The organism is Streptomyces sp. NPDC015171 (genome assembly GCF_043079545.1).
Taxonomy (GTDB): domain Bacteria; phylum Actinomycetota; class Actinomycetes; order Streptomycetales; family Streptomycetaceae; genus Streptomyces.
Genome location: NZ_JBIBUO010000006.1, coordinates 1 through 25,763, shown reverse-complemented (window position 1 = coordinate 25,763; position 25,763 = coordinate 1). Strand labels below are relative to the sequence as shown.

The following is a 25,763-nucleotide window of genomic DNA, read 5'->3' as shown; positions in this document are numbered from 1 at the left end:
GACGGGGTGGGGACTCCCTGTCGTACGGCCGGAGAGGAGCGGTGTCCCCGGCCCGCGCGAACCCTCGCAGGTGACTCGTCAGCGTACGCGAGTTCACCGCGCGGTCACGTGGCGGACCTCTCACACGCATCACGGAACCCGTGTGGCGTACGCCACGTCGCCTCCCCTTGACCGCGACCCGGGGACCGGTGCGGTCCGGCGCACGACCGATAATCGAGCCCGTGACCGATCTCGACACGCGCGTGGCCCCGCCCCACGCCTCTCTCCCGCGCCGGGCGGTGCCGGCCCTGCTGGGCTACGCGGCGGTCCGCGCCCTGGGGCTGATCGCGCTGGCGATGTGGAGTGCCGCGCGCGGCAAGAGCGCGTACACCCTGCTCACCGCCCGCTGGGACTCGCTCTGGTACACGCGGGTCGCCGAGCTGGGTTACGGATACGAGGTGCGGCTGCCGAACGGGGACGTCCACTCCAACCTCGCGTTCTTCCCGCTGCTGCCGTGGCTTGAGCGGCTGCTGCACGCGGTCGCCCCGCTGTCGTACGCGGACGCGGGTCTGGTGGTGAGCCTGCTCGCCTCGCTGGCCGCGGCGGCCGGGATCTTCGCGGTCGCCGACCGGGTGTACGGGCCCCGGGCGGGGCTCTTCGCCGTACTGCTGTGGGCGGTGCTGCCGGTCGGGATCGTGCAGTCGATGGCGTACAGCGAGTCGCTGTTCACCGCGCTCGCGGCCTGGGCGCTGTACGCGGTGCTGACCGGGCGGTGGCTGACCGCCGGCGCGCTGGCGGCGCTGGCCGGGCTGACCCGGCCGGTGGGTGCGGCGGTGGTCGCGGCGGTGTGGGCGGCGGGGGTGATCTCGTTCGTGCGAGAGCGTGGCGCGCGGCACACGCCGGGCGCACCGCATGCCCCGCACGCCCCCGCCTGGCGGCGCGCGCTGGGCATGCTGCTCGCCCCGCTCGGTGCCGCCGGGTACGTCCTCTGGGTCGGCCACCGCACCGGCCGGGGCCCGCTCGGCTACCTGGACGTGCAGGCCGGATGGCGCAATGGATTCGACGGCGGCTACGCCTTCGCCCGCTTTGTGGGCGACAAGTTCACGTCATTTCCGTCCGCCCTGGCCGGCCTCGGCCTGATCGTCGGCGTCGCCCTGCTGATCTGGCTGTACGTCACCGGGATCCGCCGGAGACAGCCCGTCGAACTGCTGGTGTACACGGGCGTCGTGCTCGCCCTCGCGCTGTGCGCGTCGAGCTACTTCGGCTCCAAGCCGCGGCTGCTGATGCCCGCCTTCCCGGTGCTGCTGCCGCTCGCCTGCGCCCTGGCCCGGCTGCGCCCGTCCCGATCGGCGCTGGTCACGGCCGGGTTGGCGGTCGCGGCGGCGGTCTACGGGGCGTTCTGGCTGAACGGCTCCGGTCCACCATGATCCACTGGACCGGCCGATGACGCCCCGGAGAATTCCGTGCCAGGACCGGGTTAACGCATTCATAAGCGCCATATAAACAACACCCGGCATGATCAAAGGAATTGACCCGATCGGCCTCATCGGATTGTGGAATCCCAGGAATTCTGGCCGTCCTTGAGACGTTTCCCACATCACATCGTCATCACAAAGACGCTGTTTCGACCGGGAACACAGCTCACTCGCTGTAACGTCGATTGGGTGCGTACCGAACGAAACCTCACCCGGCGTCTGGACCGGGTGTTCGCCAGACTGGACCGTGAGCCGGAACGACCGGCCCACATCGATGTGCCGCGGATGAGCCGGCACCGGGTCGTGCTGTTCACGGCGACCCTCGCCTTTTACCTGGCGATCGTGTGGGCCGTGGTGATCAGCTCCTGGCTCGTCCGGCTCGACTGGCAGGTCATGTTCTTCCGGCCGTACCAGCAGTGGCCGCAGATCCACGCCTTCCTCGACTACTACGTGGTGCTCGGCCAGCGCGGCCCCACCGCCGTGATGGTCGCGGCCTGGCTCGGCTGGCGCTCCTGGCGGCAGCACACGCTGCGCCCGCTGCTCACCCTGGCCACCTCGCTGCTGCTGCTGAACATCACGGTCGGCGCCGCCAAGCTCGGCATGGGGCGGCTCGGTCCGCACTACGCGACCGTGATCGGCTCGAACGAGATGGGTCTCGGCGGCGATATATTTCCCAGCGGCCACACCGCCAACGCGGTCGTGACCTGGGGAATCCTGGCTTATCTGGCCTCCACCCCGAGAGCGCGCCGCTGGCTGTCGGCGCTCTCCGCCGTCACCTCCCTCGGCGTCGGCCTCACCACCGTCTACCTCGGTACGCACTGGCTGAGCGACGTGCTGCTCGGCTGGGCCGCCGGTCTGCTGATCCTGCTCGCCCTGCCCTGGTTCGAGCCGCTGATCGCCAGGACCGAGACCGCGCTCTTCGATCTGCGCGACCGCTGGCGCTCGCGCCTCAGCAGGCCCGTGCCCGAACCGGCCGTCCCGGTCGCGCCCGTGGTGCTCAAGCCGCGCGGCCTGCCGGCCGAGCAGCCGACGCCGGCCCGCGAGCCGGTCTCCTCGACCCGCGCCTCCCGCGGCCTGGCACATCTCGCGCCCGGACCGCACACGGCCCGTTCCGAACGCACCCCGGTCACCCCGGCGGGCAGCCGCCGCCCGCCGCACGCCGACCGGCTGCCCCGTGGAACGTCCCCGTCGGCCCGCCCCCTGACAGGCGGCTGACGACGGGACAGGCGCCGGGGCCGGTACGCACACCACCCCCCGCGCGCGGCGAAGGCCCCGCTCCCCTCACGGGAGCGGGGCCTTCGCCGTCGGCGGGTACGGTCCGTGGCGGGCGGTCAGCCCTTCCAGGCGCGGGCCACCCGGCCGTCCCGCACCTCGAAGTTCAGCCGTCCCGCCCGGTACTCCATGGTGATGATCGCGCCCGGCGGCAGCGAGCGCACCGTCGGCCAGCCGCGCTGCCGGGCGAGCCGTTCGGCGGCCGCCTCGTCGAGACCGACGTATCCGTCCGGGCTGTCCTGGGGCTCCGCTGGCGGAGTGGGAATCGGTACCATGCGGCCACGCTAGGCCGCGAGGGGCGGTGACGGAAGCCGGGCACAGCCGGGTAAGAGCCGTATCCGGCCCGGGTCACGCTTCTGTCACAGCTTCCGTGGTCCCGTTTCGGCCGCCGTGACATTAGCCTCAGCCGCGTCGGGCGTCACACGTACGGGGGTTTCCGTACGGCTTTCCGGGGTAATCGAACAGAATTCATGCGTGTCGCTGAGCGGCTTCGAATTCCCCGGCGGAAAGTGCCGCAGTGGGGCTCGGGGCGGGCCCGGGGCGCGATTCCCCGTGCAATCCGGTGCGGCGCCGGGGCAGCTGACACCGCATAGGAAATTCACGGATTCAGCACACTACCGCCGGACGCCCCCGACGAGGCGAAGGGGCGAGCGAGCGATGGGGACCGAGACCGTACGGGCGGCGGCACCGCCGATGCGGCGGGGCCGGAGCGGCCGGGTGGCGGTGGACTGGCTCACCACCACGGACCACAAGAAGATCGGTCATCTGTACCTGATCACGGCGTTCGGGTTCTTCCTGGCCGGCGGGGTCATGGCGCTGCTGATGCGCGCGGAACTGGCCCGGCCGGGGCTCCAGCTCATGGACAACAACCAGTACAACCAGCTGTTCACCCTGCACGGCACGATCATGCTGCTGCTGTTCGCCACCCCGAGCTTCGCGGGCTTCGCCAATGAGCTGATGCCGCTGCAGATCGGCTCCCCCGACGTGGCCTTCCCCCGGCTGAACATGCTCTCGTACTGGCTCTTCGCGTTCGGCGGGCTGATCGTGCTGGGCTCGCTGCTGGCGCCCACCGGGCCGGCCGCGTTCGGCTGGTTCGCCTACGCGCCGCTCAACGACGCCAGGTACTCCCCCGGCATCGGCCCGGACCTGTGGATCATGGGTCTCGCGCTGGCCGGCTTCGGGACGATCCTCGGCGCGGTCAACTTCGTCACCACCATCATCGGGATGCGCGCCCCGGGCATGACGATGTTCCGGATGCCGATCTTCACCTGGAACACGCTGTTCACCTCGATCCTGGTCCTGATGGCGTTCCCGGTGCTGGCGGCGGCGCTGCTGGTGCTGGAGGCGGACCGGCGGTTCGGCTCGCGGGTGTTCGAGGCGGCGAGCGGCGGGGCGCTGCTGTGGCAGCACCTGTTCTGGTTCTTCGGGCATCCCGAGGTCTACATCATCGCGCTGCCGTTCTTCGGGATCATCACGGAGATCATCCCGGTGTTCAGCCGCAAGCCGGTCTTCGGCTATCTGACGCTCGTCGGCGCGACGATGACGATCACCGGCCTGTCGATGGTGGTGTGGGCGCACCACATGTTCGCCACCGGCGCGGTGCTGCTGCCGTTCTTCTCCTTCATGTCGTTCCTGATCGCGGTGCCGACGGGCGTGAAGTTCTTCAACTGGACCGGCACGATGATCAAGGGCTCGCTGTCCTTCGAGACGCCGATGCTGTGGGCGCTGGGCTTCCTGGTGACGTTCCTGCTGGGCGGTCTGACCGGGGTGATCCTGGCGTCACCGCCGATGGACTTCCATGTGACGGACTCGTACTTCGTCGTCGCCCACTTCCACTACGTGGTCTTCGGCACGGTCGTCTTCGCGGTCTTCGGCGGCTTCCACTTCTGGTGGCCGAAGTTCACCGGCAAGATGCTGGACGAGCGGCTCGGGAAGATCCACTTCTGGACGCTGTTCGTGGGCTTCCACGCGACCTTCCTGGTGCAGCACTGGCTGGGCGCCGAGGGCATGCCCCGCCGGTACGCCGACTATCTGGCGGCCGACGGCTTCACGACGCTCAACACCGTCTCGACGATCGGCTCCTTCCTGCTGGGCCTGTCGACGCTGCCGTTCCTCCACAACGTCTGGCGCACCGCCCGGTACGGCGCGAAGGTCGAGACCGACGACCCCTGGGGCTACGGCCGTTCCCTGGAGTGGGCGACCTCCTGCCCGCCGCCCCGGCACAACTTCCACACCTTGCCGCGGATCCGCTCGGAGTCCCCGGCGTTCGACCTGCACCACCCGGAGTTCCGGGACCAGGCTCCCGCGCCCCGGCCGTAGCGGCCGGGGCGCCAGGACAGGCCCTGGGACGTCCGGGGATGCCCGGCGGCGTCCCGGAGCGTCCGGAGACGCGGACGGCCGCCGTCCGTACCGGGACGGCGGCCTCCGCTCGCGTCGGGCCCTGGCGCTCAGAGCGCGAGGCGCTGGCCGGGCACGATCAGATCGGGGTTCTCGCCGATGACGTCCTTGTTGGCGGCGTAGATCCGGCGCCAGTCGGTCCCGTGCCGGTCGGCGATGGCGCCCAGGGTGTCGCCCTCGCGGACGGTGTAGTCACCGCGGGAGGCACTGCGGCCGGTGCCGGCCGCCGGGCGCTTCGGCGTCTTCGCCGGGGCGGAGGCGGCCGGGGCGGAGGCGGCCGGCGCGGACTTCGTCGTCTCGCCGCCCTGCGCGTCCGCCGTTCCGGAGGAGCCGGTGCGGTCGGCCGCCGGTGCGGCGCCAAAGGCTCCGGCCCGGGCCGAGCAGACCGGCCAGGCGCCCCAGCCCTGGGCGCCCTGGACCTTGGCGGCGACGGCGATCTGCGCGCTCCTGGAGGCCTGGTCGGCCGTCGAGGCGTAGGCGGTGCCGCCGTACGCGCGCCAGGTCGAGGCGGAGAACTGGAGTCCGCCGTAGTAGCCGTTGCCGGTGTTGATGTGCCAGTTGCCGCCGCTCTCGCACTGGGCGATGCGGTCCCACACCCCGTTGTCCGCCGCTGCGGCGTTGCCGGTCGCGGCCAGCAGCCCCAGCGGGGCCAGCAGAGCGGCTCCGGCGAGCGCCGCCGTCGTACGGCCCTTGCGGGCGCCGTCGGGACGGGCGGTGTTGCGGGTGGTATCGGCACACTCGGACATGTAGTTCCCTCTCCACGAACCCGGGCTCCCCCAAGGCGGAGCGCGCCGTACCGCGTAGGACCGCGGTGTCGCGCGCCCGCCCCGTCCGCCGTGGCCGGTGTCGGCGATCGTGCTCTGCCTGACGCCGGCCGGCGGACGTACCCGAGCGGTGCTCGTTGCACACGGCGGAGGAATGTAGGGAGGACGCGCAGCCGGAATCAACCAACTGGCCGTCCTTCCAGGCCAGTTGCCTGTTACCGCAGGTATCGTCAATTTTCGGCCACCCACTACATCCTTTGATTTCCCGATTTGTCGACCAACGCCCCGGGCGGCCTGTGACCCACTTCACCCTTTCAAGTTCCTTGACTGCGCGCGAAGTTGACGGTGAGTGGCCGATTCCGCACCCGAGGTGACCCAGTGCGGCGGAAGGTTCGAACCGGTCGGACTCGGGGCGTGACCCCCACCACAGGACGTCCGTTGTCTTCTTCATGAGCCCGGAACCCCGGGGCTCATCGGCCGGGAGCCACCCGGCCGACCCCAGCACCGCATCCCGAGGGAGCCACCCGTGCCGCGCATGCTCGACGTCAGCGACGCAGTACGCGCCGAGATCGGCGACGAAGAAGCCGACCGGCTGCTCGCCGGAGAGAACGCCCCCGGCAGTTACGACTGCACGTCCTGTCGCACCCCGGGCGACTCCGAGCAGGAGCGCACCAGCACCGTTCTGTTCGTCGGCGACGAGACCGCCGTCCTGGCCTTCGCCCACGCCAGCTGCCTGCCCTCGCAGGTCGTCCAGGTCACGGAGGAGCAGTTGCAGGGCGCCGTCCGCTCCATCGGCGGCACCGGCTCCGACATGACCGGCGGCGGCCCGCAGCAGACCGTGCCCGAGCAGGCGGTGCTCGGCGTGACCAGCGGGCTCGTCCTGATCGACGGCGAGCTGCACCCGGCGCTCGTCGTCGAGCCGACCTCCCCGATCGTCCGACCGGGCACCACGGGGGCCGGCGACGACTTCCTCCCGCTCCTCGCCGAGCAGGGCTTCACGCCGGTGGCCGAGCTGGCCTCCGTCCCCCCGGTGCTGCACGGCTGGTCCGTCCTGCTGGCCATGGGGCAGCTGCACGCCGTGCTCCAGCCGGGCAGCAGCGGCGGACAGCCGGTGGCCTGGTGGCAGGCGCATCAGCCGCTGCAGGTCACCGACGGCTGGCGGGCGGCGGCGAACAAGCACCAGCAGGTGCTGATGTTCGCGGCACCGGTGGGCTCCATCGGCCGGCAGCCCCGCGAGGACCTGCTGCGGGACGCGCTCGACAAGGCCGCGGCGAACGGCAGGCTGGTGGCGGCGGCGCTGCCGCTCGCGGGCACCTGACAGCCGGCCGCCGGACGGGGGGCGCGCGGAACGGCGGCGCGGGAGCGCTCAGGTGGCCCCCCGCGCCGACGGCAATGCCTCGCGCCCCCGCCCCGGTGACCGCATCCCTTTGCGACCCCGGTCGTTTGGACATACGTGCACGCATACGACACCCCTCCCCGCCGGTCGTCCTTCTCCTCCGTGCCCTCCGCGAGGGCGCCGCACGATCCCACCGGCGGCCCGTCGGCCACGCCGATCTACGACTCTCTCTACGCGGAGTGGGTCAAGTCGTTCCGCACGCTGCCGGGCGACCGCAGCGGCGAGGAGGGACTGAGGTTCAGCCCCTTCGGGGACTTCCCGGACGGCCTCGGTTCGTACGGGGGCCATCGGGCGGGGTCGTTCAGCAGTTCCTACAGCGCCTACAGCGCGGGGGCCTACAGCGCCCGGCAGCAGTCGCAGTCGCAGTGGCAGCGGATCGGCACGCTCGGACGGCAGCACGACGGGGTGCAGTACCTCCCGGCCGCGCTGCCGCCCGGACCGCGCCGTGCCGTGTGACGGGGCACACGGCAACGGCGAAGGGCGGCCCCTGGAGCACCAGGGGCCGCCCTTCGCTTCGTACCGCCGCTACTTCTTCTTGGCGCCGCGCTTCTCGCGGACCCGGACCGAGATGTGGATCGGGGTGCCCTCGAAGCCGAACTCCTCGCGCAGCCGGCGCTCGATGAAGCGCCGGTAGCCCGCCTCGATGAAGCCGGAGGCGAAGAGCACGAACCGCGGGGGCTTGGTGCCGGCCTGGGTGCCGAACAGGATGCGCGGCTGCTTGCCGCCCCGGACCGGGTGCGGGTGGGCCGAGACCAGCTCGCCGAGGAAGGCGTTCAGCCGGCCGGTGGGGACGCGCGTCTCCCAGCCCGCCAGCGCGGTCTCGATCGCCGGGACCAGCTTCTCCATGTGCCGGCCGGTCTGCGCCGAGACGTTCACCCGCGGGGCCCAGGCGACCTGGCCCAGCTCGGTCTCGATCTCGCGCTCCAGGTAGTAGCGGCGCTCCTCGTCGAGGGTGTCCCACTTGTTGAAGGCGAGGACGATCGCGCGGCCCGCGTCGACGGCCATCGTGACGATCCGCTGGTCCTGCACCGAGATGTTCTCGGAGGCGTCGATCAGGATGACCGCGACCTCGGCCTTCTCCACGGCGGCGGCCGTGCGCAGCGAGGCGTAGTAGTCGGCGCCCTGCTGGAGGTGGACGCGCTTGCGGATGCCGGCGGTGTCCACGAACTTCCAGATCTTGCCGCCGAGCTCGATCAGCTCGTCGACCGGGTCGCGGGTGGTGCCCGCCAGTTCGTTGACGACGACGCGCTCCTCGCCCGCGACCTTGTTGAGCAGCGAGGACTTGCCGACGTTCGGGCGGCCGATCAGGGCGACGCGGCGGGGGCCGCCGACGCCCGTGCCGAAGGACTGCTCCGGCGCGTCCGGCAGGACGTCCAGGACGGCGTCCAGCATGTCGCCGGTGCCGCGGCCGTGCAGCGCCGAGACCGGGTGGGGCTCGCCGAGGCCCAGGTTCCACAGGTAGGACGCGTCGGCCTCGCCGCTCGGGCCGTCGACCTTGTTGGCGCACAGCACGACCGGCTTGCCGGCCTTGCGCAGCAGCCGCACGACCGCCTCGTCGGTGTCGGTCGCGCCGACCTTGGCGTCCACCACGAAGACGACCGCGTCGGCCGCCTCGATCGCGTACTCGGCCTGCGCGGCCACGGAGGCGTCGATGCCGAGGACGTCCTGCTCCCAGCCGCCGGTGTCGACGACCTTGAAGCGGCGGCCCGCCCACTCGGCCTCGTAGGTGACGCGGTCGCGGGTGACGCCCGGCCGGTCCTCCACGACCGCCTCACGGCGGCCGATCATGCGGTTGACCAGGGTCGACTTGCCGACGTTCGGGCGGCCGACGACGGCGAGCACGGGCAGCGGGCCGTGGCCCGCCGCCTCGATGGCACCCTCGACGTCCTCGACGTCGAAGCCCTCTACCGCGGCGAGCTCCATGAACTCCGCGTACTCGGCGTCGCCGAGCGCCCCGTGGTCGTACTCGTGCGCACCCTCGGACGCGTCCGAGCCGTCGGGCTGGATGTGGTCGTTCATGAAGTCCGTACCTCGTCGTTCATTCGTGGTGGTCGGTGGAACGGTCCGGTTTCTCCCGGCTGATCCACTACTCAAGTCAAGTGTCGCCTAGCGCCCGGTCAGGCGCCTGGCGTTTTCCAGGTGGCCGGTGAGCTGCTTCTGGATGCGCTCGGTCGCCGCGTCCAGCGCCGCGCGGGTGCGCCGCCCGCTGCCGTCGCCCGCGTCGAAGGGGTCGCCGAAGACGACGTCGACGCGGGAGCGCAGCGGGGGCAGCGCCTTTATCAGCCGTCCGGGCCGCTCGGAGCTTCCCAGGACCGCCACGGGCACGATCGGCGCCCCGCTGCGGACCGCGAAGTAGGCGAGCCCGGCGCGCAGTGAGGCGAAGTCGCCCTCGCCCCGGGTGCCCTCCGGGAAGATGCCGAGCACTCCCCCGCCGGCCAGGATCCCGAGGGCTTCGGTGATCGCGCCGCGGTCGGCGGACGTACGGTCCACCTGCAGCTGGCCGATGCCGGTCAGGAACGAGCCCAGCGGGCCGATGAACGCCTCCTTCTTGATCAGGAAGTGCGTCGGCCGCGGGGAGACGCCCATGACCATCGGGCCGTCGATGTTGTGCGAGTGGTTCACGGCCAGGATCGCCGGGCCGCTCGCGGGCAGCTTCCAGGCGCCGAGCACGCGGGGCCGCCACAGCCCGTTCATCAGGCCGACGCCGATGCGCCGCCCGACCTCGGCACCCCGCTGGGACGGAAGGCTCACTTCCCGGCCCGCTTCTCCTCGACCAGGGTGACGACGCACTCGATGACCTGGGCGAGGGTGAGCGCGGTGGTGTCCACCTCGACCGCGTCGCCGGCCTTGGCGAGCGGCGAGGTCTTGCGGCTGGAGTCGGCCGCGTCCCGCTTGATCAGTGCCTCGCGGGTGGCCTGGACGTCGGCGCCCTTCAGCTCGCCGCTGCGGCGGGCCGCACGCGCCTCGGCGGAGGCGGTGAGGAAGATCTTCAGGTCGGCGTCCGGGAGGACGGTCGTACCGATGTCCCGGCCCTCGACCACGATGCCGTGCGCCGCCGCGGCGGCCAGCGAGCGCTGCAGCTCGGTGATCCGGGTGCGCACCTCGGGCACCGCGCTGACCGCGCTGACCTTGGAGGTGACCTCCTGGGTGCGGATCGGACCGGCCACGTCCACACCGTCGACCGTGATGGTCGGGGCGTCCGGGTCGGTGCCCGAGACGATCTCCGGCTTGCCCGCGACGGCGGCGACGGCGGTCGGGTCCTCCAGGTCGATGCCGTTGGTCACCATCCACCAGGTGATGGCCCGGTACTGGGCACCGGTGTCCAGGTAGCTCAGGCCGAGCTGCGCGGCCACGGCCTTCGACGTGCTCGACTTGCCCGTGCCTGAGGGACCGTCGATCGCGACGATCACGGGCTTGGCGATCGGGGCGGCGCCGTTTTCCACGGGGGAGACCTTCCTGGTGAAGCGCGGTGAGCGGGGGTCCGGGACGCGAGGGCGCCCCGGACAAGGTTACTGGCTCGCGGGAGCCGCCCTCACCGGGCGTTACTGGCGCAGCGCCCAGCCCCGCTCGCGCAGTGCCTCCCGCAGGGCCGCCGCCGCCTTCGGCTCGACCATGAGCTGCACCAGACCTGCCTGCTGACCGGTGGCGTGCTCGATCCGGACGTCCTCGATGTTGACCCCGGCCCGGCCCGCGTCGGCGAAGATGCGGGCCAGCTGGCCGGGCTGGTCGTCGATGAGGACGACGACGGTCTCGTAGGCGCGCGGGGCGCTGCCGTGCTTGCCCGGCACCCGCACCTGGCCGGCGTTCCCGCGGCGCAGCATGTCCTCGATGCCGGTGCTGCCCTCGCTCCGCTTGGCCTCGTCGGAGGACTGCAGGGCGCGCAGCGCCTGAACCGTCTCGTCCAGGTCGGAGGCGACGTCGGAGAGCAGATCGGCGACCGGGCCCGGGTTCGCGGACAGGATGTCGATCCACATGCCCGGGTCGGAGGCGGCGATCCGGGTCACGTCCCGGATGCCCTGCCCGCACAGCCGTACGGCGGCCTCCTCGGCGTGCTCCAGGCGCGCGGCGACCATGCTGGACACCAGGTGGGGCATGTGGGAGACGAGGGCGACGGCGCGGTCGTGGGCGTCGGCGTCCATGACGACCGGCACCGCCCGGCACAGCGAGACCAGCTCAAGGGCGAGGTTCAGCACCTCGGTGTCGGTGTCCCGGGTCGGGGTGAGCACCCAGGGGCGGCCCTCGAAGAGATCGGCGGTGGCGGCCAGCGGGCCGGACTTCTCCCGGCCGGACATGGGGTGCGTGCCGATGTAACCCGACATCAGGGACGGGTCGAGGCCGAGCGCCTCCAGCTCGCGGCGGGGGCCGCCCTTGACGCTCGCGACGTCCAGGTAGCCGCGGGCCGCGCCGCGCTCCATCGCGTCGGCGAGCACCCGGGCCACATGGGCGGGCGGGGCGGCCACGATCGCCAGGTCGACCGGGCCGTCGGGGGCCTCGGCGCTGCCGGCGCCCAGCGCGGCGGCCGTGCGGGCCTGCTCGGGGTCGTGGTCGGCGAGGTGGACGGTGACGCCCCGCCCTGCCAGGGCGAGGGCGGCGGAGGTGCCGATCAGGCCGGTTCCGATGACGAGGGCGGTTCTCACTGGGCGATGTCCTTGCGCAGGGCCGCGGCGGCGCCGAGGTAGACGTGGGCGATGTCGGCGCGGGGCTTGTCCGACGCGATGTGCGCGAGGATCCGCACGACCCGGGGCAGGGCGCCCTCGATGTCCAGTTCCTGGGCGCAGATGAGGGGGACGTCCACGATGCCGAGCTTGCGGGCCGCGGCGGCCGGGAAGTCGCTGTGCAGGTCGGGCGTGGCCGTGAACCAGATGCTGATCAGGTCGTCGGAGGTCAGCCCGTTCCGGTCGAGGACCGCGGTGAGCAGGGCCGAGACCTGCTCCTCCATATGACCGGCCTCGTCCCGCTCCAGTTGGACGGCCCCCCGGACCGCTCGTACCGCCACGGCGCTGCTCCTCGCTGACATGCGTGTCTCTTCTGGTCCGTCCAGCGTAGTCAGCCCGCGCGGGAGGGGCGCGCGCCGCTCGCCCGCTGAGACGATGCACAGGTTCCGGTATCAACCGATTTACCACTTCTGCACGGAGGTCTGACATGACTCGGTCCGCGACGCGACGCACCGTCCTCGCCACGAGCGCCGGGGCGATCGCCCTGGGCTGCGCGGGGTGCGGCGGCGGCAAGAACGGCGGCGGTGCCGCGGCGCCGGCGTCCTCCGCGGAGTCGCCCTCGGCGGAGGCCGGGGACTCCTCGGCGCCGCCCGCCGGGAAGGCGCTGGCGAGCACCGGCGACATCCCGGTGGGCGGCGGCACGATCTTCGAGGAGCAGAAGATCGTGGTCACCCAGCCGAAGAAGGGGGACTTCAAGGCGTTCTCGGCGGTCTGCACGCACCAGGGCTGCACGGTGAGCAAGGTGGCGGACGGCACCATCGACTGCCCCTGCCACGGCAGCAGATTCCACATCAACGACGGCTCGGTGGCCCACGGCCCGGCGACCCGGCCGCTGCCCCGGCAGCAGATCACGGTGGAGGGAAATTCGATCCGCCTGGCCTGAGGGAGCCGCGTACGCTCCGGGAATGCGACCGCAGGACCTCGTACGCGACCACACGATCTACGCCTGTGTCATGGGCTCCCGCGCCTTCGGCCTGGCGACGGACGCCAGCGACACCGACCGGCGCGGGGTGTTCCTCGCCCCCACCCCGCTGTACTGGCGCTTCGAGAAGCCGCCGACGCATGTGGAGGGGCCCGGCGAGGAGCGGTTCTCCTGGGAGCTGGAACGGTTCTGCGAGCTGGCGCTGCGCGGCAACCCGAACATCCTGGAGTGCCTGCACTCACCGCTGGTCGAGCGCGTGGACGACACCGGCCGCGAGCTGCTCGCCCTGCGCGGCGCCTTCCTGTCGCGGCAGGCCCATGACACCTTCACCGGGTACGCCCTGGGCCAGCGCAAGCGGCTGGACGCCGATGTCCGCACGACCGGCGCCCCGCGCTGGAAGCACGCGATGCATCTGCTGCGCCTGCTGATGAGCGCGCGGGACCTGCTGCGCACCGGCGAGCTGGGGATCGGGGTGGGCGGGCAGCGCGAGCCGCTGCTGGAGGTCAAACGCGGCGAGGTGCCGTGGGAGCGGGTCGAGGCGTGGATGGTCCGGCTGGCGGCGGAGGCCGAGGAGGCCCTGCGGGGCAGCCCGCTGCCGCCGGAGCCGGACCACGCGCGCGTGGCCGCGTTCCTGCACCGGGTGCGCCGGGCCTCAGCCCTCCAGGCGGAGCCGGACCACGAGGTCGTGCAGGGCGTCGTGGACGCCGGCCGCTTCGGGCAGGGCTGAGCCGGCCTGCGCCTCGTCGAGCACGGTGTGCAGCCGCTCCACGTCCGCCTCCGCGCGCGCGGCGTCGACCCGGGCCGGCCCGTGCTCCCGTTCCCGCTTGGCGGCGATCAGCTCGGGCAGGTAGCCGGGCCCGCCGACCTGGTCGAGGAGCGTGGGCAGATGGGCCTGGACCTCGCCGCTGCGCATGAGGTGGATGCCGGTGAGCAGCACCCGGAAGGTGTAGAGCAGCGGCTTGAGTTCGCCGGTCTTCTCGAAGAGCCGCCACTGGGTCACCGCGAACCCGCGGTAGTGGTGGGCGTGGTGGCGGGTCAGGACGGCGGGGGCCAGGGCGGCCAGCTCCCGGTGCGCCTCGGAGGTGTGCACGACCAGCGGCGAGAGCAACTGCTCCAGCACATAGCCGTTGCGGCGGAGCATCAGGCGTACGAACTTGCGCAGGTCGTGGGTGACGAGGTCCAGCTCGACGCCGTAGCGGACCCAGGCCCGCGAGCGGGTCTCCGCCGGCTCGCGCAGTCCGACGAGGTCGGCGGCGGGGAGCAGATGGACGCCCCGCAGGTCCACGTCGGAGTCCTGCGAGGGGAAGCCGTACAGGTGCGCTCCGGAGACGGTGGCGAACAGCAGCGGGTCGGGCTGTTCCGCGACCACCGGGGCCAGGTCGATGTCGAGGTCGTCGATCATCGGCTAAGCGTCCCAGAGGGCACCCATGGCCAACAGATCGCCCCGGTGCTCGATCCGTGCCGTCCAGTCGGCGGGCCAGGCGTCGGCGCCCAGCCAGGCGCCCGCGAAGGCGCCGGTGAGGCAGGCGATGGAGTCGGAGTCGCCGGCGGTGCAGGCGGCCCGGCGCAGCGCGGTGACGGGCTCGTCGGAGAAGAGCAGGAAGCACAGCAGGCCGGTGGCGAGGGCCTCCTCGGCGATCCAGCCGGCGCCGGTGGCCAGGCACGGGTCGGTCTCCGGGGAGACGGTCCGCACGGCCTCCTGGAGCCGGTCGAGGACCGCGAGGCACTCGTCCCAGCCGCGCGCGGCGAAGTGCTCGGGGGTGGGGTCCTGGGAGCGGGTCCACAGGTCGCCGAGCCAGGTGTGGTCGTAGCGGGTGCGGTGGTCGAGGGCGTACGAGCGCAGCCGGCCGACGAGTCCGGCCGGGTCGGTGCCCTGGGCGAGGAGCCGGACGGCGTGCGCGGTGAGGTCGGAGGCGGCCAGCGCGGTGGGGTGGCCGTGGGTGAGCCCGGACTGCAACTGGGCGGCGCCGGAGCGCTGTTCGTCGCTCAGGCCGGGGGCGAGTCCGACGGGGGCGACCCGCATGTTGGCGCCGCAGCCCTTGGAGCCGATCTGTCCGGCGTCCTGCCAGGCCCGGCCCTCATCCCCCAGCAGGTCGCACGCGGTCAGGCAGGTACGGCCCGGGGCGCGGTTGTTCTCCGGTGAGCGGTACCAGTCCAGGAACTCCTCGCGCAGCGGCCGCTGGAGCGGCAGGGGCGCCAGCCGGCCGCGGTCCATGGCCGTCCGCAGGGCCCGCCCGACGGCGAGGGTCATCTGCGTGTCGTCGGAGACGAGGGCCTGCCGCGGCAGCTCCATCTCCCGCCAGGGCCCGTACCCGGCGAGGATCGCGGGCACGTCCTGGAACTCCGTCGGGTAGCCGAGGGCGTCCCCGAGGGCGAGGCCGAGCAGTGCTCCGGTTGCGGCTCGTTTCGGCACGCGATTCACCATCCCCTTTATCGTCACACTGACAATAAAGGGGAGGGTGATCCCACCGCAAGGGGCTGCCGCGAGGGGCTGCTAGAGGTCGACCTCCTTCATCAGCATGCCGACCTCGGTGTTCGACAGGCGGCGCAGCCAGCCCGACTTCTGGTCGCCCAGGGTGATCGGGCCGAACGAGGTGCGCACCAGCTTCTCGACCGGGAAGCCGGCCTCGGCGAGCATGCGGCGCACGATGTGCTTGCGGCCCTCGTGCAGGGTCACCTCGACCAGGTAGTTCTTGCCGGTCTGCTCCACCACGCGGAAGTGGTCCGCGCGCGCGTAGCCGTCCTCCAGCTGGATGCCGTCCTTCAGGCGCTTGCCGAGGTCGCGCGGGATCGGGCCCACGATGGCGGCGAGGTAGGTCTTCTGCACGCCGTACTTCGGGTGCGTCAGGCGGTGCGCCAGCTCGCCGTGGTTGGTGAGCAGGATGACGCCCTCGGTCTCGGTGTCCAGCCGGCCGACGTGGAAGAGCCGCGTCTCACGGTTGGTGACGTAGTCGCCGAGGCACTGCCGGCCCTCCGGGTCCTCCATGGTGGAGACGACTCCGGCGGGCTTGTTGAGCGAGAAGAACTGGTACGACTGGGTCGCGACGGTCAGGCCGTCGACCTTGACCTCGTCGTTCTCCGGGTCGACCCGCTTGCCCTGCTCCAGCACGATCTCGCCGTTGACCTCGACGCGAGCCTGTTCGATCAGCTCCTCGCAGGCCCGCCGGGAGCCGTAGCCGGCGCGCGCGAGGACCTTCTGCAGCCGCTCGCCCTCCTGCTCGGCGCCCGGGAAGGTCTTCGGAAGCTTGACGTCCTTCTTGCCCGCGTACCGCTCCCGGTTGCGCTCCTCGGCCCGCGCGTCGTACTCACGGGAGCTGGCCGGGGCCGTACGGCCGCGGCCGGTGCCCTGGCCCTGCCGGGGGCCGCCCTTGGCGCCGCCGCGCGCCGAGGCGCCGCGTCCCGACTTGGGGCCGTCCTGGGTGGCGCCCGGGCCTACGTCGTAGCGCCGCTCCTCCGGGCGCGGCTTCTTCGGCCGGCCGCCCTGCTTGTCGTCACGGGCGTTCCCGGCACCGCGGTAGTTACCGCGGCCACCGCTGCTCCCGCCGCGGCCGCCGCTGTTGCCACCACGGCTCCCGCCGTTGTTTCCGCTGCTGTTCCTGCCGCTGCTGCTTCGCATCAAATTTCCGTCTTGTCGTCTGCGTCCTCGGAATCCGGAGCGTCCGGATCGAACGACGGGACGCCCTCCTGGGTCTCGGCCTCGATCGCCTCCGCCTCGGGGAGGAAGGGCGCGAGTTCCGGAAGCTCGTCAAGGCCGCGCAGGCCCATCCGCTCCAGGAAGTAGTTCGTCGTCCTGTACAGGATCGCACCTGTTTCGGGTTCCGCGCCCGCCTCCTCGACCAGACCGCGCTGGAGGAGGGTGCGCATCACGCCGTCGCAGTTCACTCCGCGCACGGCGGAGACGCGGCTGCGGCTGACCGGCTGGCGGTAGGCGACGACCGCGAGGGTCTCCAGCGCCGCCTGGGTGAGCCGGGCGGTCTGGCCGTCCAGGACCAGCCTCTCGACGGCGGGCGCGTAGGCGGCGCGGGTGTAGAAGCGCCAGCCGCCGGCCACGAACCGCAGCTCGAAGCCGCGGCCCTGCACGGTGTACTCGTCGGCCAGTTCCCGCAGCGCGTCGGCGATCTGGCGTCTCGGCCGTTCCAGCAGTTTCGCCAGGTGCTCCTCGGTCGCGGGCTCGTCCACGACCATGAGCATCGCCTCGAGGGCGGGCTTGAGGTCGAGGCCGGCGACGGACCGCAACCCGGCCGGGACCCCGGCGGTCTGTTCGCTCATGCCTTCTTCTCCTCCTCGGGCTCCTTGGGCTGCTCCGGCGGCCGGTCGAACTCGTCGGTGACCCGGGGCGCCGCGTCCGTGTCCCCGCCGGTCCAGCGCACGGTCAGCTCGCCGAGCGCGGTCTCCTGCTCCAGGGCGACGGCCCTCTCCCGGTACAGCTCCAGCAGGGCGAGGAAGCGGGCCACGACGGTGAGGGTGTCGTCGGTGTCCTCGATCAGCGTCCGGAAGCCGGCCTCGCCGAGCTCCCGCAGCCGGGCCACCACGATCTGGGCCTGCTCCTGCACGCTGACCAGCGGGGCGTGGATGTGATCGACGTAGACCTGGGGCTTCGGCCTGGGCTGCATCGCCTTGACGGCGAGCTTGGCGAAGCCCTCGGGGCCGATGCTGATGACGACCTCGGGGAGCAGTTCGGCGTGCTGCGGTTCGAGGCCGACGGTACGGGGCCAGCGGCGGGCCTCGTCGTCGAGCCGCTGGTTGAAGATGTCGGCGATCTGCTTGTACGCGCGGTACTGGAGCAGCCGCGCGAACAGCAGGTCACGGGCCTCCAGGAGCGCCAGGTCGGCCTCGTCCTCGACCTCGGCGGCGGGCAGCAGCCGGGCCGCCTTCAGGTCGAGCAGGGTGGCCGCGACGACGAGGAACTCGGTCGTCTGGTCCAGGTCCCAGTCGGGTCCGATGGACCGGATGTGCGCCATGAACTCGTCGGTGACCTTCGACAGGGCGACCTCGGTGACGTCCATCTTGTGCTTGGAGATCAGCTGGAGAAGCAGGTCGAAGGGGCCCTCGAAGTTGGCCAGCCGGACCTTGAAGACACCGTCACGGGGTTCTTCGGCCCGGCCGGGACCGGCAGCGGCCGGGCCGCCGGGCCCGGCGGCGGCACCAGACCCGGGCTCACCCTCGGGCGCAGACTCGACCGTGCGCTCGCCCTCCACCCCAGGCGCGACGGCGACAGCGGCCCCGGCGTCGGCGAAGCTGGCCTCGACCACACGCGCGTCCGCAGCCGGAACACCTGCGTCGGCGGCAGACCCGGGCTCAGCCTCGACCATGCGCTCGCCCGCCACCACAGGTCCGGCGGCGACAGCGGCCCCGGCGTCGGCGTCGGCGAACCCGGCCTCGACCACACGCGCGTCCGCAATCGGAACACCTGCGTCGGCAGCAGACCCGGGCTCAGCCTCGGGCGCAGACTCCACCCCGGGCTCGGCCTCGGGCGCAGACTCCACCGTGCGCTCGGCCGCCACCACAGGCGCGACGGCGACAGCGGCGTCGGCGTCGGCGAACCCGGCCTCGACCACACGCGCGTCCGCAACCGGAACACCTGCGTCGGCGGCAGACCCGGACTCACCCTCGGGCGCAGACTCCACCCCGGGCTTGGCCTCGGGCGCAGACTCCACCATGCGCTCGCCCTCCACCGCAGGTCCGGCGGCAGTCGTGGACCCGGCCTTCGCCGTGGCCGCGCGGTCGGGCGCGGGCGGGCCCTCGCTCGTGGGACCGGGGCCGGGGTCGGGCGCCCGGTCGGGAGGCGGGGCGGTCGGCGCCGCCCCCGGTCCCCGGCCCAGCGCACGCCGACGGGCGGCGGGGGCGCCGGGGGTGGGAACGTCGTTCGAGGTCATAGCCCCCGCAGGCTACCGCTACCGTCCGCGCAGCCGTCGTACGAGGATGCTCGCGTCCCCGCGGGACTCCAGGTCGGCCAGGACCACGGCCACCGCCTCGCGGACGATCCGCCCGCGGTCCACCGCGAGCCCGTGCTCGCCGCGGAGCACGAGACGCGCGTGCTCCAGATCCATCAGTTCCTCGGCCGATACGTACACGGTGATCTTCTCGTCGTGCCGCTCGCGCCCGCTGGGCCGCCGGGCCGCCGCCCGCCCCCCGCGCTTGCGCGGCTGGGCGGCGGCAGAAGAACCTTCCTGCGCCTCCTGCCGGCGTGCCGGGCGGCTGCGGGACTCGCCCGACTCGGCCGGATCGGCCTCCGCCGCCGTGTGCTCCGCGCCCTCGCCGTCATCGCTCCGGACGGGCACCGACTGCGGTGCGTCCTCCGCGGCGGCCGCCTCGTCGCTCTCCCCCGCAGGAGGCGGCACCCGGGCCTCGCCGTTGGCCGCGCGACGGGGCGCGGACGGCTGGAGCGCCATTCCCCCTGTCGTACGGAAGAGTTCGTCGGCCCCCGGCAGACTCACTCGGCGTGACACCGGGCGAGCACCTCCCTGGCGAGCTGGCGATAGGCGGCGGCACCGACCGAGTTGGAGGCGTACGTGGTGATCGGCTCACCGGCGACCGTGGTCTCCGGGAAGCGCACCGTGCGCCCGATGACCGTGTGGTAGACGTGGTCGTCGAACGCCTCGACCACACGGGCCAGCACCTCACGGCTGTGGACCGTGCGCGAGTCGTACATCGTGGCGAGGATGCCGTCCAGTTCCAGGTCGGGGTTGAGCCGCTCCTGGACCTTCTCGATCGTCTCCGTCAGCAGGGCCACACCGCGCAGGGCGAAGAACTCGCACTCCAGCGGCACGATCACCTTGTGCGCGGCCGTCAGCGCGTTGACGGTGAGCAGGCCGAGCGAGGGCTGGCAGTCGATCACGATGTAGTCGTAGTCCGGCAGCAGCGGCTTCAGGGCGCGCTGCAGCGTCGACTCGCGGGCGACCTCGGAGACCAGCTGGACCTCGGCGGCCGACAGGTCGATGTTGCTGGGCAGCAGGTCCATGTTGGGGACCGCCGTCTTGAGCAGCACCTCGTCCGCCGACATGCCCCGCTCCATGAGCAGGTTGTAGACGGTGAGGTCGAGCTCCATCGGGTTGACACCGAGACCCACCGACAGCGCGCCCTGCGGGTCGAAGTCCACGAGCAGCACGCGCCGGCCGTACTCCGCGAGCGCGGCACCCAGGTTGATGGTCGACGTCGTCTTGCCGACGCCGCCCTTCTGGTTGCACATCGCGATGATCGTCGCGGGGCCGTGACTGGTCAGCGGGCCCGGGATCGGGAAGTACGGCAGCGGGCGCCCGGTCGGGCCGACGCGCTCACGGCGCTGACGGGCCGCGTCGGGCGCGAGCGTGGCCGCGTACTCCGGATCCGGCTCGTACTCGGCGTCGGGGTCGTAGAAGTGCCCCTCGGGCAGTTCGTCGTAGTCGGCGAAGTGGTTGTGGGTCGCGCCACTTCCGTCGCCGGCCATGGCGTTCACGTGATGGCCATCCATGCTCTGGTGTGCTGTCCCGGCCGTCTGCGGACCGGAACTCTGGTGGGCTGCGAAGGTGCGCACAGCTACGGAGCCGACAGCCTCGAATCCCGCGGAGCCCTGGCCCCGTACAGGCATTCCTGGTTGACCACCCCCGGGAGAAAATGTCGACTCATTCACAAGTCGTCTTACCTCCTTGGGGACCAGGAAACTTCTAGACAAGGTCAGCGTGGCACCATGCCGACGGTTGGCGACTCTATGGCGTGTCGGCGGTCCGCAGCAACACAATCCGCCGGACCCGGCCGGATGTGTCGGCAATGAAACATGTCGCTGTCAAGGGCGTACGGCCGTCGCACAGCAGGTTTCACCGGTGTGCGAATCGGTCGAAGGGTTACGTTCGAGGCGAGTTGACCGAGAGCCGCAAAGTGACCATACACACATCCGGCCGGACCTTGTCGGGCAAGGTCCGGCCGGGTGCGCGGGATTGACGAGTCGTGTTGACGAATCGCCTTTTGCCTGGCGCTGACTTAGCGACTCACCTGGTCACAAGGGTCAGCCGAGCAGGGCGGACAGCTCGACGTGGTCCAGGCCGTGGGCCTCGGCGACCTCCTTGTAAACCACCTTGCCGTCATGCGTGTTGAGGCCCTTGGCGAGCGCGGCGTCGCGGCGCAGCGCCTCGACCCAGCCGTTGTTGGCGAGCGAGACGATGTACGGCATCGTCGCGTTGGTGAGGGCGTTGGTGGAGGTGTTGGGCACCGCGCCGGGCATGTTGGCGACGCAGTAGAAGACCGAGTTGTGGACCTGGAAGGTCGGCTCGGCGTGCGTCGTCGGGTGGGAGTCCTCGAAGCAGCCGCCCTGGTCGATCGCGATGTCGACAAGAACACTTCCCGGCTTCATGCGGGACACCAGCTCGTTGGTGACGAGCTTCGGGGCCTTGGCGCCCGGGATGAGGACCGCGCCGATGACGAGGTCGGCCTCCAGGACGGCCTTCTCCAGCTCGTAGGCGTTGGACATGATCGCCTTGACCTTCGAACCGAAGATCTTGTCGGCCTCGCGCAGCTTGTTGATGTCGCGGTCGAGCAGGGTGACCTCGAAGCCCATGCCGACGGCGATCTGGGTGGCGTTCCAGCCGGAGACACCGCCGCCGATGACCACGGCCTTGGCCGGGGTCACGCCCGGGACGCCGCCCGGCAGCACACCGCGGCCGCCGGCCGGACGCATCAGGTGGTAGGCGCCGACCTGCGGGGCCAGCCGGCCCGCGACCTCGGACATCGGGGCCAGCAGCGGCAGGGCGCGGTTGGCCAGCTCGACGGTCTCGTAGGCGATGGCCGTGGTGCCGGACTCGATGAGCGCGTCCGTGCACTCCCTGGAGGCGGCCAGGTGCAGGTAGGTGAAGAGGATCTGGTCCTTGCGGAGGCGGTGGTACTCCTCCGCGATGGGCTCCTTGACCTTCAGCAGCAGGTCAGCGGTGGCCCACACCTCGTCGGCGGTGTCGAGCAGGGCGGCACCGGCCGAGATGTACTCCTCGTCCGTGATCGAGGAGCCGAGACCGGCGCCGCGCTCGATGACGACCTGGTGGCCGTTGCGCACCAGCTCGTGCACGCCGGCGGGGGTGATGGCCACCCGGAACTCGTTGTTCTTGACCTCGCGGGGGATGCCGACCTTCACGTCGATCACGGTCCTTGGCTCAGAGGGTATGGGGGTGCATTACAGACGTACCCAGACATGCAGGGGCATACCGGGAGACGCCGCAGGGGGATGCGGCAGAGCCAGTTTAATGAAGGTGTTCCGGCTGTCTAGCCTTTCATTGCATCAATCTTCGCTGGATGCGCTACGGATTTCGCAGGCGTTAGCGTCTTGTTCCGGCCTTGCGTCGACCTCCGGCGGCTCCTCACCCAGCATGCGCTCCGCCGCCGCTCGGTGCAGGCGGGCGGCGGCCGGGTCGCCCAGGCGGTCCAGGGTGTCGGCGAGCCGCAGCTGAAGCGCGGCCTGGAGCCGGGCGTCCTCGGCACGCCGCGCCCACTCCACGGCCTCCTGGCAGGTGCGCAGCGACTCCTCGGGCCGCCCCGCGTACTCCTGCACCCGGGCGATCTCGCTCAACGCCCGCGCGCTCGCCGCGACATCGCCGCCCCTGCGGTAGCCGGCGAGGGCGGCCCGCCAGTTCCTGAGCGCCTCCCCGTAGCGGCCCGCGTAGGTGTGGGCGGTGGCGCTGCGGCCGTACAGCCGGGCGGACTCCGGGCCCTCTCCCCGGGCCAGCCGGTCGGCGAGGGCCCGGCCGAACCAGTCGGCGGCCCGGTCGTAGTCGCCCAGCTCCTGGTAGGCGCCGCCTACGGATTCCATCGCGCGGCCGGTCGCGTACGGGTCGTTCGCCTCGCGCCCGGCGTCCAGCGCGGCCCGGTAGCGGGCCAGTGCCTCCCGGGTGCGGCCGGTCTGCGCGTCCAGATCGCCCAGGTTCAGCAGGGCGGCGGCCCTCTCCCGGGGCAGCCCGCGCCGCTCGGCGACATCCAGGACGAGGCTGTGCACGCCGTACAGATCGGGTGCCGCCGCCTGGGTGCCCACATGCGCCGCCAGCGCCCTGACCAGCTGGGACATCAGCCTGCGGGCGAGCGTGTCCAGCTCGCCGTCGGCCACCGCGAGGCGCGCGGACGCCAGCAGGGCCGGCCGCCGGATGCGCAGCCAGTCGGCGGCGGCCCTCGGGGTCGGGAAGCGCAGTACGCGCGGCATGCCGCTGAGCTTCTCCCGGGCCTGCGGGTTGTCCGTCTCGGTGATCGCGCGGCAGGACTGGAGCAGCCGGACCGTCCGCTCCAGCATCCTGGCCCGGGCCAGCTGGAGCTCCGCCGGGCGCTCCTGGCTCTCGGCCAGGGCGCGCAGCAGCGGGTGCAGGCAGCCGGGGACCTCGTACTGGGGCAGCGGGGAGTCCACCACCCGCAGCAGGCCGACGGCGGCGAGGTCGACCAGGACGGCGTGGGCGGCGTCCACCGAACAGCCGGCGAGGGCGGAGGCGGTGTGCGGGTCGGCGAGACCGGCCGGGGCGAGGCAGAGCAGTCGCAGTATCCGGGCGGCCGGGCCGGGCAGCTGGTCGTACACGAGCCGGAACATCCGGGACAGCGGGGTGCCGTCCGCGCCCTCCTCGCTCTCCGTGTGCAGCCGCTTGGTCAGGTCGGAGACGGCCGCCTGGGGACGCGCCGCGAGCCAGCCGCCGGCCAGCACCAGCGCGGCCGGATGGCCCTGGCAGGCCTCCACCAGGCTCTCGGCCGAGCGCGGGTCCACGGTGACGCGGACCGCGCCCGCGTAGCCGGTGAGCAGTTCCACGGCGGACTTGGTGTCGAGGCCGCCCAGGGTGCAGGGCCGGACGTCGGCGATGCCGGTGAGCGGGCCCTTGGAGACGGCCACGACCAGGCACTCGGGAGCGTCCGGGAGCAGCGCGTCGACCTGTTCGGCGCCGGCCGCGTCGTCCAGCAGGAGCAGCGTCCGCCGGCCGGTGAGGGCGGTGCGCAGGGCCGCGGTGAGGTCGTCCTCGGCGGCTCCGGCGGGTGCGGGCAGGTCCAGCGCGGCCAGCAGGTCGCGGGCGGTCTGCTCGACGGGCACCGCCGTGCCGCCGGGCTCGCTGAGCCGGGCCCGCAGCACTCCGTCGGGGTAACGGCCCGCGACCTGCCGGACGAGTTCCTCGGCGACCCGGGTGCGGCCGGAGCCGGGGCGGCCCGCGATGAGGAGCACACGCGCGCGAGGCGCCTTGCGCCCCGAGAGGGTGTCGAGACCCGCGCGCTCGATGTCGGCGCGCAGCTCCTTCAACTCCCGTGCACGGCCGAGGAAACGGGGCTCCGCGGCCGGGTGCGCTGCCGGCTCCGCACCGTCTGGGTCCACCGCCTGATCCGTCACGGGCCACACTCCCGTCCCACCGCACGCGCAAGCCCGCCGGTGTCTTCCGGTGCGGGCGCTGAAGAGCCTAGTTCACGCTCTGCGACGAACCGGGAGGAGCGCGGCGGACACATCGCCCGATCGGATCAGGCGATGGTCACACCAGTGGGCCGGACGGGTGGCGCTCAGGACGTGAAGGGGCGCGCGGGCCACGGCGCGTCGGCCGGGCGCAGCGCCTCGATGCCGTCCCCGGCCCGGGCCGCCACCAGCGAGAGGACCCCGACGACCAGGCAGTTGTTGTGCACGTCTCCGGCCAGGATCCGGCCTACCAGCTCATCGACCGGCACGCGCGCGTACTGCAGGTCGGTCTCCTCGTGCTCCGCGGCGAAGCGCTCCCCCTCGGCCTCGGACAGCTCCCGGGCGAGGAAGATCCGTACGGCCTCGTCGCAGCCGCCGGGCGTGGTGTACACGTCGCTCAGCACCCGCCAGTCCTCGGCCTTGACGTGCGCCTCCTCGTACAGCTCCCGCTGGGCGGCGTGCAGCGGGTTCTCGCCGGGCACGTCGAGCAGCCCGGCCGGGATCTCCCACAGCTTCTGGCGCACCGGGTGCCGGTACTGGTTGATCAGCAGGACCCGGTCCTCCTCGTCCAGGGCGAGGACGGCGACCGAGCCGGGGTGGACCTGGTAGTCACGCCGGACCACCGAGCCGTCGGGCATGACCACGTCGTCCGTACGGACGGAGGTCTTGTTGCCCACGAAGGGGGTGTCCGTCGCCCGGATCTCCCACTCCTCCGGGGTGTCCTTGATCGTCATGCCCTGTCCTTCCCCACGCATTCCAGAAGACCCGGCCGCAACGAGGCCGGGGCGCCCGCCCGTGAAGGCACGCACCCGGGCCACCGTACAACCGGTGTGTTACTGCGCGATCTTCCGCTCGACCGAGGCCTTCACGAGGCCGGCGAAGAGCGGGTTGGCACGCGTCGGCCGGGAGCGCAGCTCCGGGTGGGCCTGGGTGGCGACCAGGAACGGGTGGACGTCACGCGGGTACTCCACGTACTCGACGAGCTTGCCGTCGGGGGAGGTGCCCGAGAAGACGATGCCGGCCTTCTTCTCCAGCTCCGCGCGGTAGGCGTTGTTGACCTCGTAGCGGTGGCGGTGGCGCTCCTCGACGTACTCCTTGCCGTCGTAGACCTCGCGCACGATGGAGTCCTCGGCGAGCTTGGCCGGGTACATGCCCAGCCGCATGGTGCCGCCCATGTCGCCCTCGCCGGCCACGATGTCGAGCTGCTCGGCCATGGTGGAGATCACCGGGTGCGCGGTGGCCGGGTCGAACTCGGTGGAGTTGGCGTCCGCGATGCCGGCCAGGTTCCGGGCGGCCTCGATCACGATGCACTGCAGACCCAGGCACAGGCCCAGCAGCGGGATCTTGTTCTCCCGGGCGAACCGGATCGCGCCCACCTTGCCTAGCACACCGCGGTCGCCGAAGCCGCCGGGGATGCAGACGCCGTCGACGTCACCGAGCTGCTGCGCCGCGCCGGCCGGGGTCTTGCAGTCGTCGGA

The 25,763-nt window shown here is 72.2% G+C and carries 24 protein-coding genes and 1 pseudogene; 7 read left to right on the top strand and 18 right to left on the bottom strand.

The genetic code is table 11. The features are described 5' to 3' along the window. Window positions 1–221 precede the first annotated feature (221 nt). Together ACF073_RS18040 and ACF073_RS18035 are read left to right on the top strand one after the other, a co-directional pair. Window positions 222–1,406, top strand: coding sequence for a glycosyltransferase family 39 protein (locus tag ACF073_RS18040; RefSeq protein ID WP_392071031.1), 1,185 nt, complete (start codon window positions 222–224; stop codon window positions 1,404–1,406). 237 nt (window positions 1,407–1,643) lie between these two features. Beyond that, window positions 1,644–2,669, top strand: coding sequence for a phosphatase PAP2 family protein (locus ACF073_RS18035; protein ID WP_392071029.1), 1,026 nt, complete (start codon window positions 1,644–1,646; stop codon window positions 2,667–2,669). Between the two features lie 116 nt (window positions 2,670–2,785). On the opposite strand, the gene ACF073_RS18030 is transcribed toward ACF073_RS18035, so the two are convergent. Beyond that, window positions 2,786–3,001 (bottom strand): I78 family peptidase inhibitor, encoded by a 216-nt coding sequence (locus ACF073_RS18030; protein WP_392071027.1) that lies wholly within the window; start codon window positions 2,999–3,001, stop codon window positions 2,786–2,788. Between the two features lie 382 nt (window positions 3,002–3,383). Here ACF073_RS18030 and ctaD point away from each other — a divergent pair, with 382 nt between their 5' ends. After that, entirely contained in the window at window positions 3,384–5,045 is a 1,662-nt protein-coding gene (gene ctaD, locus ACF073_RS18025) for a cytochrome c oxidase subunit I (protein ID WP_392071025.1), read from the top strand. 128 nt (window positions 5,046–5,173) lie between these two features. On the opposite strand, the gene ACF073_RS18020 is transcribed toward ctaD, so the two are convergent. Beyond that, window positions 5,174–5,869, bottom strand: coding sequence for a transglycosylase family protein (locus tag ACF073_RS18020; RefSeq protein ID WP_392071023.1), 696 nt, complete (start codon window positions 5,867–5,869; stop codon window positions 5,174–5,176). Window positions 5,870–6,413: 544 nt separating this feature from the next. Between ACF073_RS18020 and ACF073_RS18015 the strand changes: the two genes are divergently transcribed. Beyond that, window positions 6,414–7,205 (top strand): hypothetical protein, encoded by a 792-nt coding sequence (locus tag ACF073_RS18015; RefSeq protein ID WP_392071021.1) that lies wholly within the window; start codon window positions 6,414–6,416, stop codon window positions 7,203–7,205. Between the two features lie 135 nt (window positions 7,206–7,340). Continuing rightward, window positions 7,341–7,739: a hypothetical protein gene (locus tag ACF073_RS18010; RefSeq protein WP_392071019.1), complete on the top strand. Its 399-nt coding sequence runs from the start codon at window positions 7,341–7,343 to the stop codon at window positions 7,737–7,739. A 69-nt stretch (window positions 7,740–7,808) separates the two neighbouring features. Here the strand turns inward: ACF073_RS18010 and der are convergent, their stop codons facing one another. The 5 genes from der to aroH form a co-directional block, all read right to left on the bottom strand. Then, entirely contained in the window at window positions 7,809–9,302 is a 1,494-nt protein-coding gene (gene der / locus ACF073_RS18005; protein WP_392071017.1) for a ribosome biogenesis GTPase Der, read from the bottom strand. A gap of 87 nt (window positions 9,303–9,389) precedes the next feature. Then, window positions 9,390–9,977, bottom strand: a complete 588-nt coding sequence (locus tag ACF073_RS18000) for a lysophospholipid acyltransferase family protein (protein WP_392071738.1) — start codon at window positions 9,975–9,977, stop codon at window positions 9,390–9,392. A gap of 53 nt (window positions 9,978–10,030) precedes the next feature. Continuing rightward, the gene (gene cmk, locus ACF073_RS17995) at window positions 10,031–10,726 is read right to left on the bottom strand and encodes a (d)CMP kinase (RefSeq protein ID WP_392071015.1); all 696 of its coding nucleotides are present in this window, start codon (window positions 10,724–10,726) and stop codon (window positions 10,031–10,033) included. Window positions 10,727–10,825: 99 nt separating this feature from the next. After that, a complete protein-coding gene (locus tag ACF073_RS17990) occupies window positions 10,826–11,920 on the bottom strand; it encodes a prephenate dehydrogenase (RefSeq protein ID WP_392071013.1) in 1,095 nt (364 codons plus the stop codon). Beyond that, on the bottom strand, window positions 11,917–12,279 hold the full coding sequence (gene aroH, locus ACF073_RS17985; RefSeq protein WP_392071010.1) for a chorismate mutase: 363 nt from the start codon (window positions 12,277–12,279) through the stop codon (window positions 11,917–11,919). Before aroH ends, ACF073_RS17990 begins: the two co-directional genes overlap by 4 nt. 146 nt (window positions 12,280–12,425) lie before the next feature. Here aroH and ACF073_RS17980 point away from each other — a divergent pair, with 146 nt between their 5' ends. Both ACF073_RS17980 and ACF073_RS17975 read left to right on the top strand, forming a co-directional pair. Then, on the top strand, window positions 12,426–12,881 hold the full coding sequence (locus ACF073_RS17980; protein ID WP_392071008.1) for a Rieske (2Fe-2S) protein: 456 nt from the start codon (window positions 12,426–12,428) through the stop codon (window positions 12,879–12,881). Window positions 12,882–12,903: 22 nt separating this feature from the next. Continuing rightward, on the top strand, window positions 12,904–13,647 hold the full coding sequence (locus ACF073_RS17975; protein ID WP_392071006.1) for a DNA polymerase beta superfamily protein: 744 nt from the start codon (window positions 12,904–12,906) through the stop codon (window positions 13,645–13,647). On the opposite strand, the gene ACF073_RS17970 is transcribed toward ACF073_RS17975, so the two are convergent. From ACF073_RS17970 to ACF073_RS17920, 11 genes and pseudogenes are all read right to left on the bottom strand, one after another. Further along, window positions 13,573–14,322, bottom strand: a complete 750-nt coding sequence (locus ACF073_RS17970) for a DNA polymerase beta superfamily protein (protein WP_392071004.1) — start codon at window positions 14,320–14,322, stop codon at window positions 13,573–13,575. The two genes, ACF073_RS17975 and ACF073_RS17970, sit on opposite strands and share 75 nt — an antisense overlap. Before the next feature lie 3 nt (window positions 14,323–14,325). Beyond that, window positions 14,326–15,345 carry an ADP-ribosylglycohydrolase family protein gene (locus ACF073_RS17965; protein ID WP_392071002.1) on the bottom strand — a complete coding sequence of 340 codons (1,020 nt, stop codon included), beginning with the start codon at window positions 15,343–15,345 and terminating at the stop codon, window positions 14,326–14,328. Window positions 15,346–15,414: 69 nt separating this feature from the next. Beyond that, window positions 15,415–16,536 (bottom strand): pseudouridine synthase, encoded by a 1,122-nt coding sequence (locus ACF073_RS17960; protein WP_392071000.1) that lies wholly within the window; start codon window positions 16,534–16,536, stop codon window positions 15,415–15,417. Further along, window positions 16,536–17,189: an SMC-Scp complex subunit ScpB gene (scpB, locus tag ACF073_RS17955; RefSeq protein WP_392070998.1), complete on the bottom strand. Its 654-nt coding sequence runs from the start codon at window positions 17,187–17,189 to the stop codon at window positions 16,536–16,538. The genes ACF073_RS17960 and scpB overlap by 1 nt, the downstream gene beginning before the upstream one ends. Next, window positions 17,186–18,232, bottom strand: coding sequence for a segregation and condensation protein A (locus ACF073_RS17950; protein WP_392071736.1), 1,047 nt, complete (start codon window positions 18,230–18,232; stop codon window positions 17,186–17,188). The genes scpB and ACF073_RS17950 overlap by 4 nt, the downstream gene beginning before the upstream one ends. Before the next feature lie 582 nt (window positions 18,233–18,814). Next, complete coding sequence (locus ACF073_RS17945; protein WP_392070996.1) at window positions 18,815–19,369, bottom strand: hypothetical protein; 555 nt, start codon at window positions 19,367–19,369, stop codon at window positions 18,815–18,817. Further along, window positions 19,354–20,487: a ParA family protein gene (locus tag ACF073_RS17940; RefSeq protein ID WP_392070995.1), complete on the bottom strand. Its 1,134-nt coding sequence runs from the start codon at window positions 20,485–20,487 to the stop codon at window positions 19,354–19,356. The genes ACF073_RS17945 and ACF073_RS17940 overlap by 16 nt, the downstream gene beginning before the upstream one ends. A 414-nt stretch (window positions 20,488–20,901) precedes the next feature. Further along, on the bottom strand, window positions 20,902–22,017 hold the full coding sequence (gene ald / locus ACF073_RS17935; protein WP_392071734.1) for an alanine dehydrogenase: 1,116 nt from the start codon (window positions 22,015–22,017) through the stop codon (window positions 20,902–20,904). Window positions 22,018–22,161: 144 nt separating this feature from the next. Beyond that, the gene (locus ACF073_RS17930; protein WP_392070993.1) at window positions 22,162–24,228 is read right to left on the bottom strand and encodes a tetratricopeptide repeat protein; all 2,067 of its coding nucleotides are present in this window, start codon (window positions 24,226–24,228) and stop codon (window positions 22,162–22,164) included. Between the two features lie 164 nt (window positions 24,229–24,392). Then, entirely contained in the window at window positions 24,393–25,019 is a 627-nt protein-coding gene (locus tag ACF073_RS17925; protein WP_392070992.1) for an NUDIX domain-containing protein, read from the bottom strand. Between the two features lie 99 nt (window positions 25,020–25,118). Next, window positions 25,119–25,763 (bottom strand): annotated as a pseudogene (locus tag ACF073_RS17920) (CTP synthase); the annotation flags it as partial.

Excerpts from the sequence above, each read along its gene's own strand:
- ACF073_RS18030 (WP_392071027.1), bottom strand. The coding sequence starts at position 3,001 with ATGGTACCGATTCCCACTCCGCCAGCGGAGCCCCAGGACAGCCCGGAC.
- ctaD (WP_392071025.1), top strand. The coding sequence starts at position 3,384 with ATGGGGACCGAGACCGTACGGGCGGCGGCACCGCCGATGCGGCGGGGC.
- ACF073_RS18020 (WP_392071023.1), bottom strand. The coding sequence starts at position 5,869 with ATGTCCGAGTGTGCCGATACCACCCGCAACACCGCCCGTCCCGACGGC.
- der (WP_392071017.1), bottom strand. The coding sequence starts at position 9,302 with ATGAACGACCACATCCAGCCCGACGGCTCGGACGCGTCCGAGGGTGCG.
- ACF073_RS18000 (WP_392071738.1), bottom strand. The coding sequence starts at position 9,977 with ATGAACGGGCTGTGGCGGCCCCGCGTGCTCGGCGCCTGGAAGCTGCCC.
- ACF073_RS17980 (WP_392071008.1), top strand. The coding sequence starts at position 12,426 with ATGACTCGGTCCGCGACGCGACGCACCGTCCTCGCCACGAGCGCCGGG.
- ACF073_RS17975 (WP_392071006.1), top strand. The coding sequence starts at position 12,904 with ATGCGACCGCAGGACCTCGTACGCGACCACACGATCTACGCCTGTGTC.
- ACF073_RS17970 (WP_392071004.1), bottom strand. The coding sequence starts at position 14,322 with ATGATCGACGACCTCGACATCGACCTGGCCCCGGTGGTCGCGGAACAG.
- ACF073_RS17965 (WP_392071002.1), bottom strand. The coding sequence starts at position 15,345 with ATGGTGAATCGCGTGCCGAAACGAGCCGCAACCGGAGCACTGCTCGGC.
- ACF073_RS17960 (WP_392071000.1), bottom strand. The coding sequence starts at position 16,536 with ATGCGAAGCAGCAGCGGCAGGAACAGCAGCGGAAACAACGGCGGGAGC.
- scpB (WP_392070998.1), bottom strand. The coding sequence starts at position 17,189 with ATGAGCGAACAGACCGCCGGGGTCCCGGCCGGGTTGCGGTCCGTCGCC.
- ACF073_RS17950 (WP_392071736.1), bottom strand. The coding sequence starts at position 18,232 with ATGGTCGAGGCTGAGCCCGGGTCTGCCGCCGACGCAGGTGTTCCGGCT.
- ACF073_RS17940 (WP_392070995.1), bottom strand. The coding sequence starts at position 20,487 with ATGCCTGTACGGGGCCAGGGCTCCGCGGGATTCGAGGCTGTCGGCTCC.
- ACF073_RS17925 (WP_392070992.1), bottom strand. The coding sequence starts at position 25,019 with ATGACGATCAAGGACACCCCGGAGGAGTGGGAGATCCGGGCGACGGAC.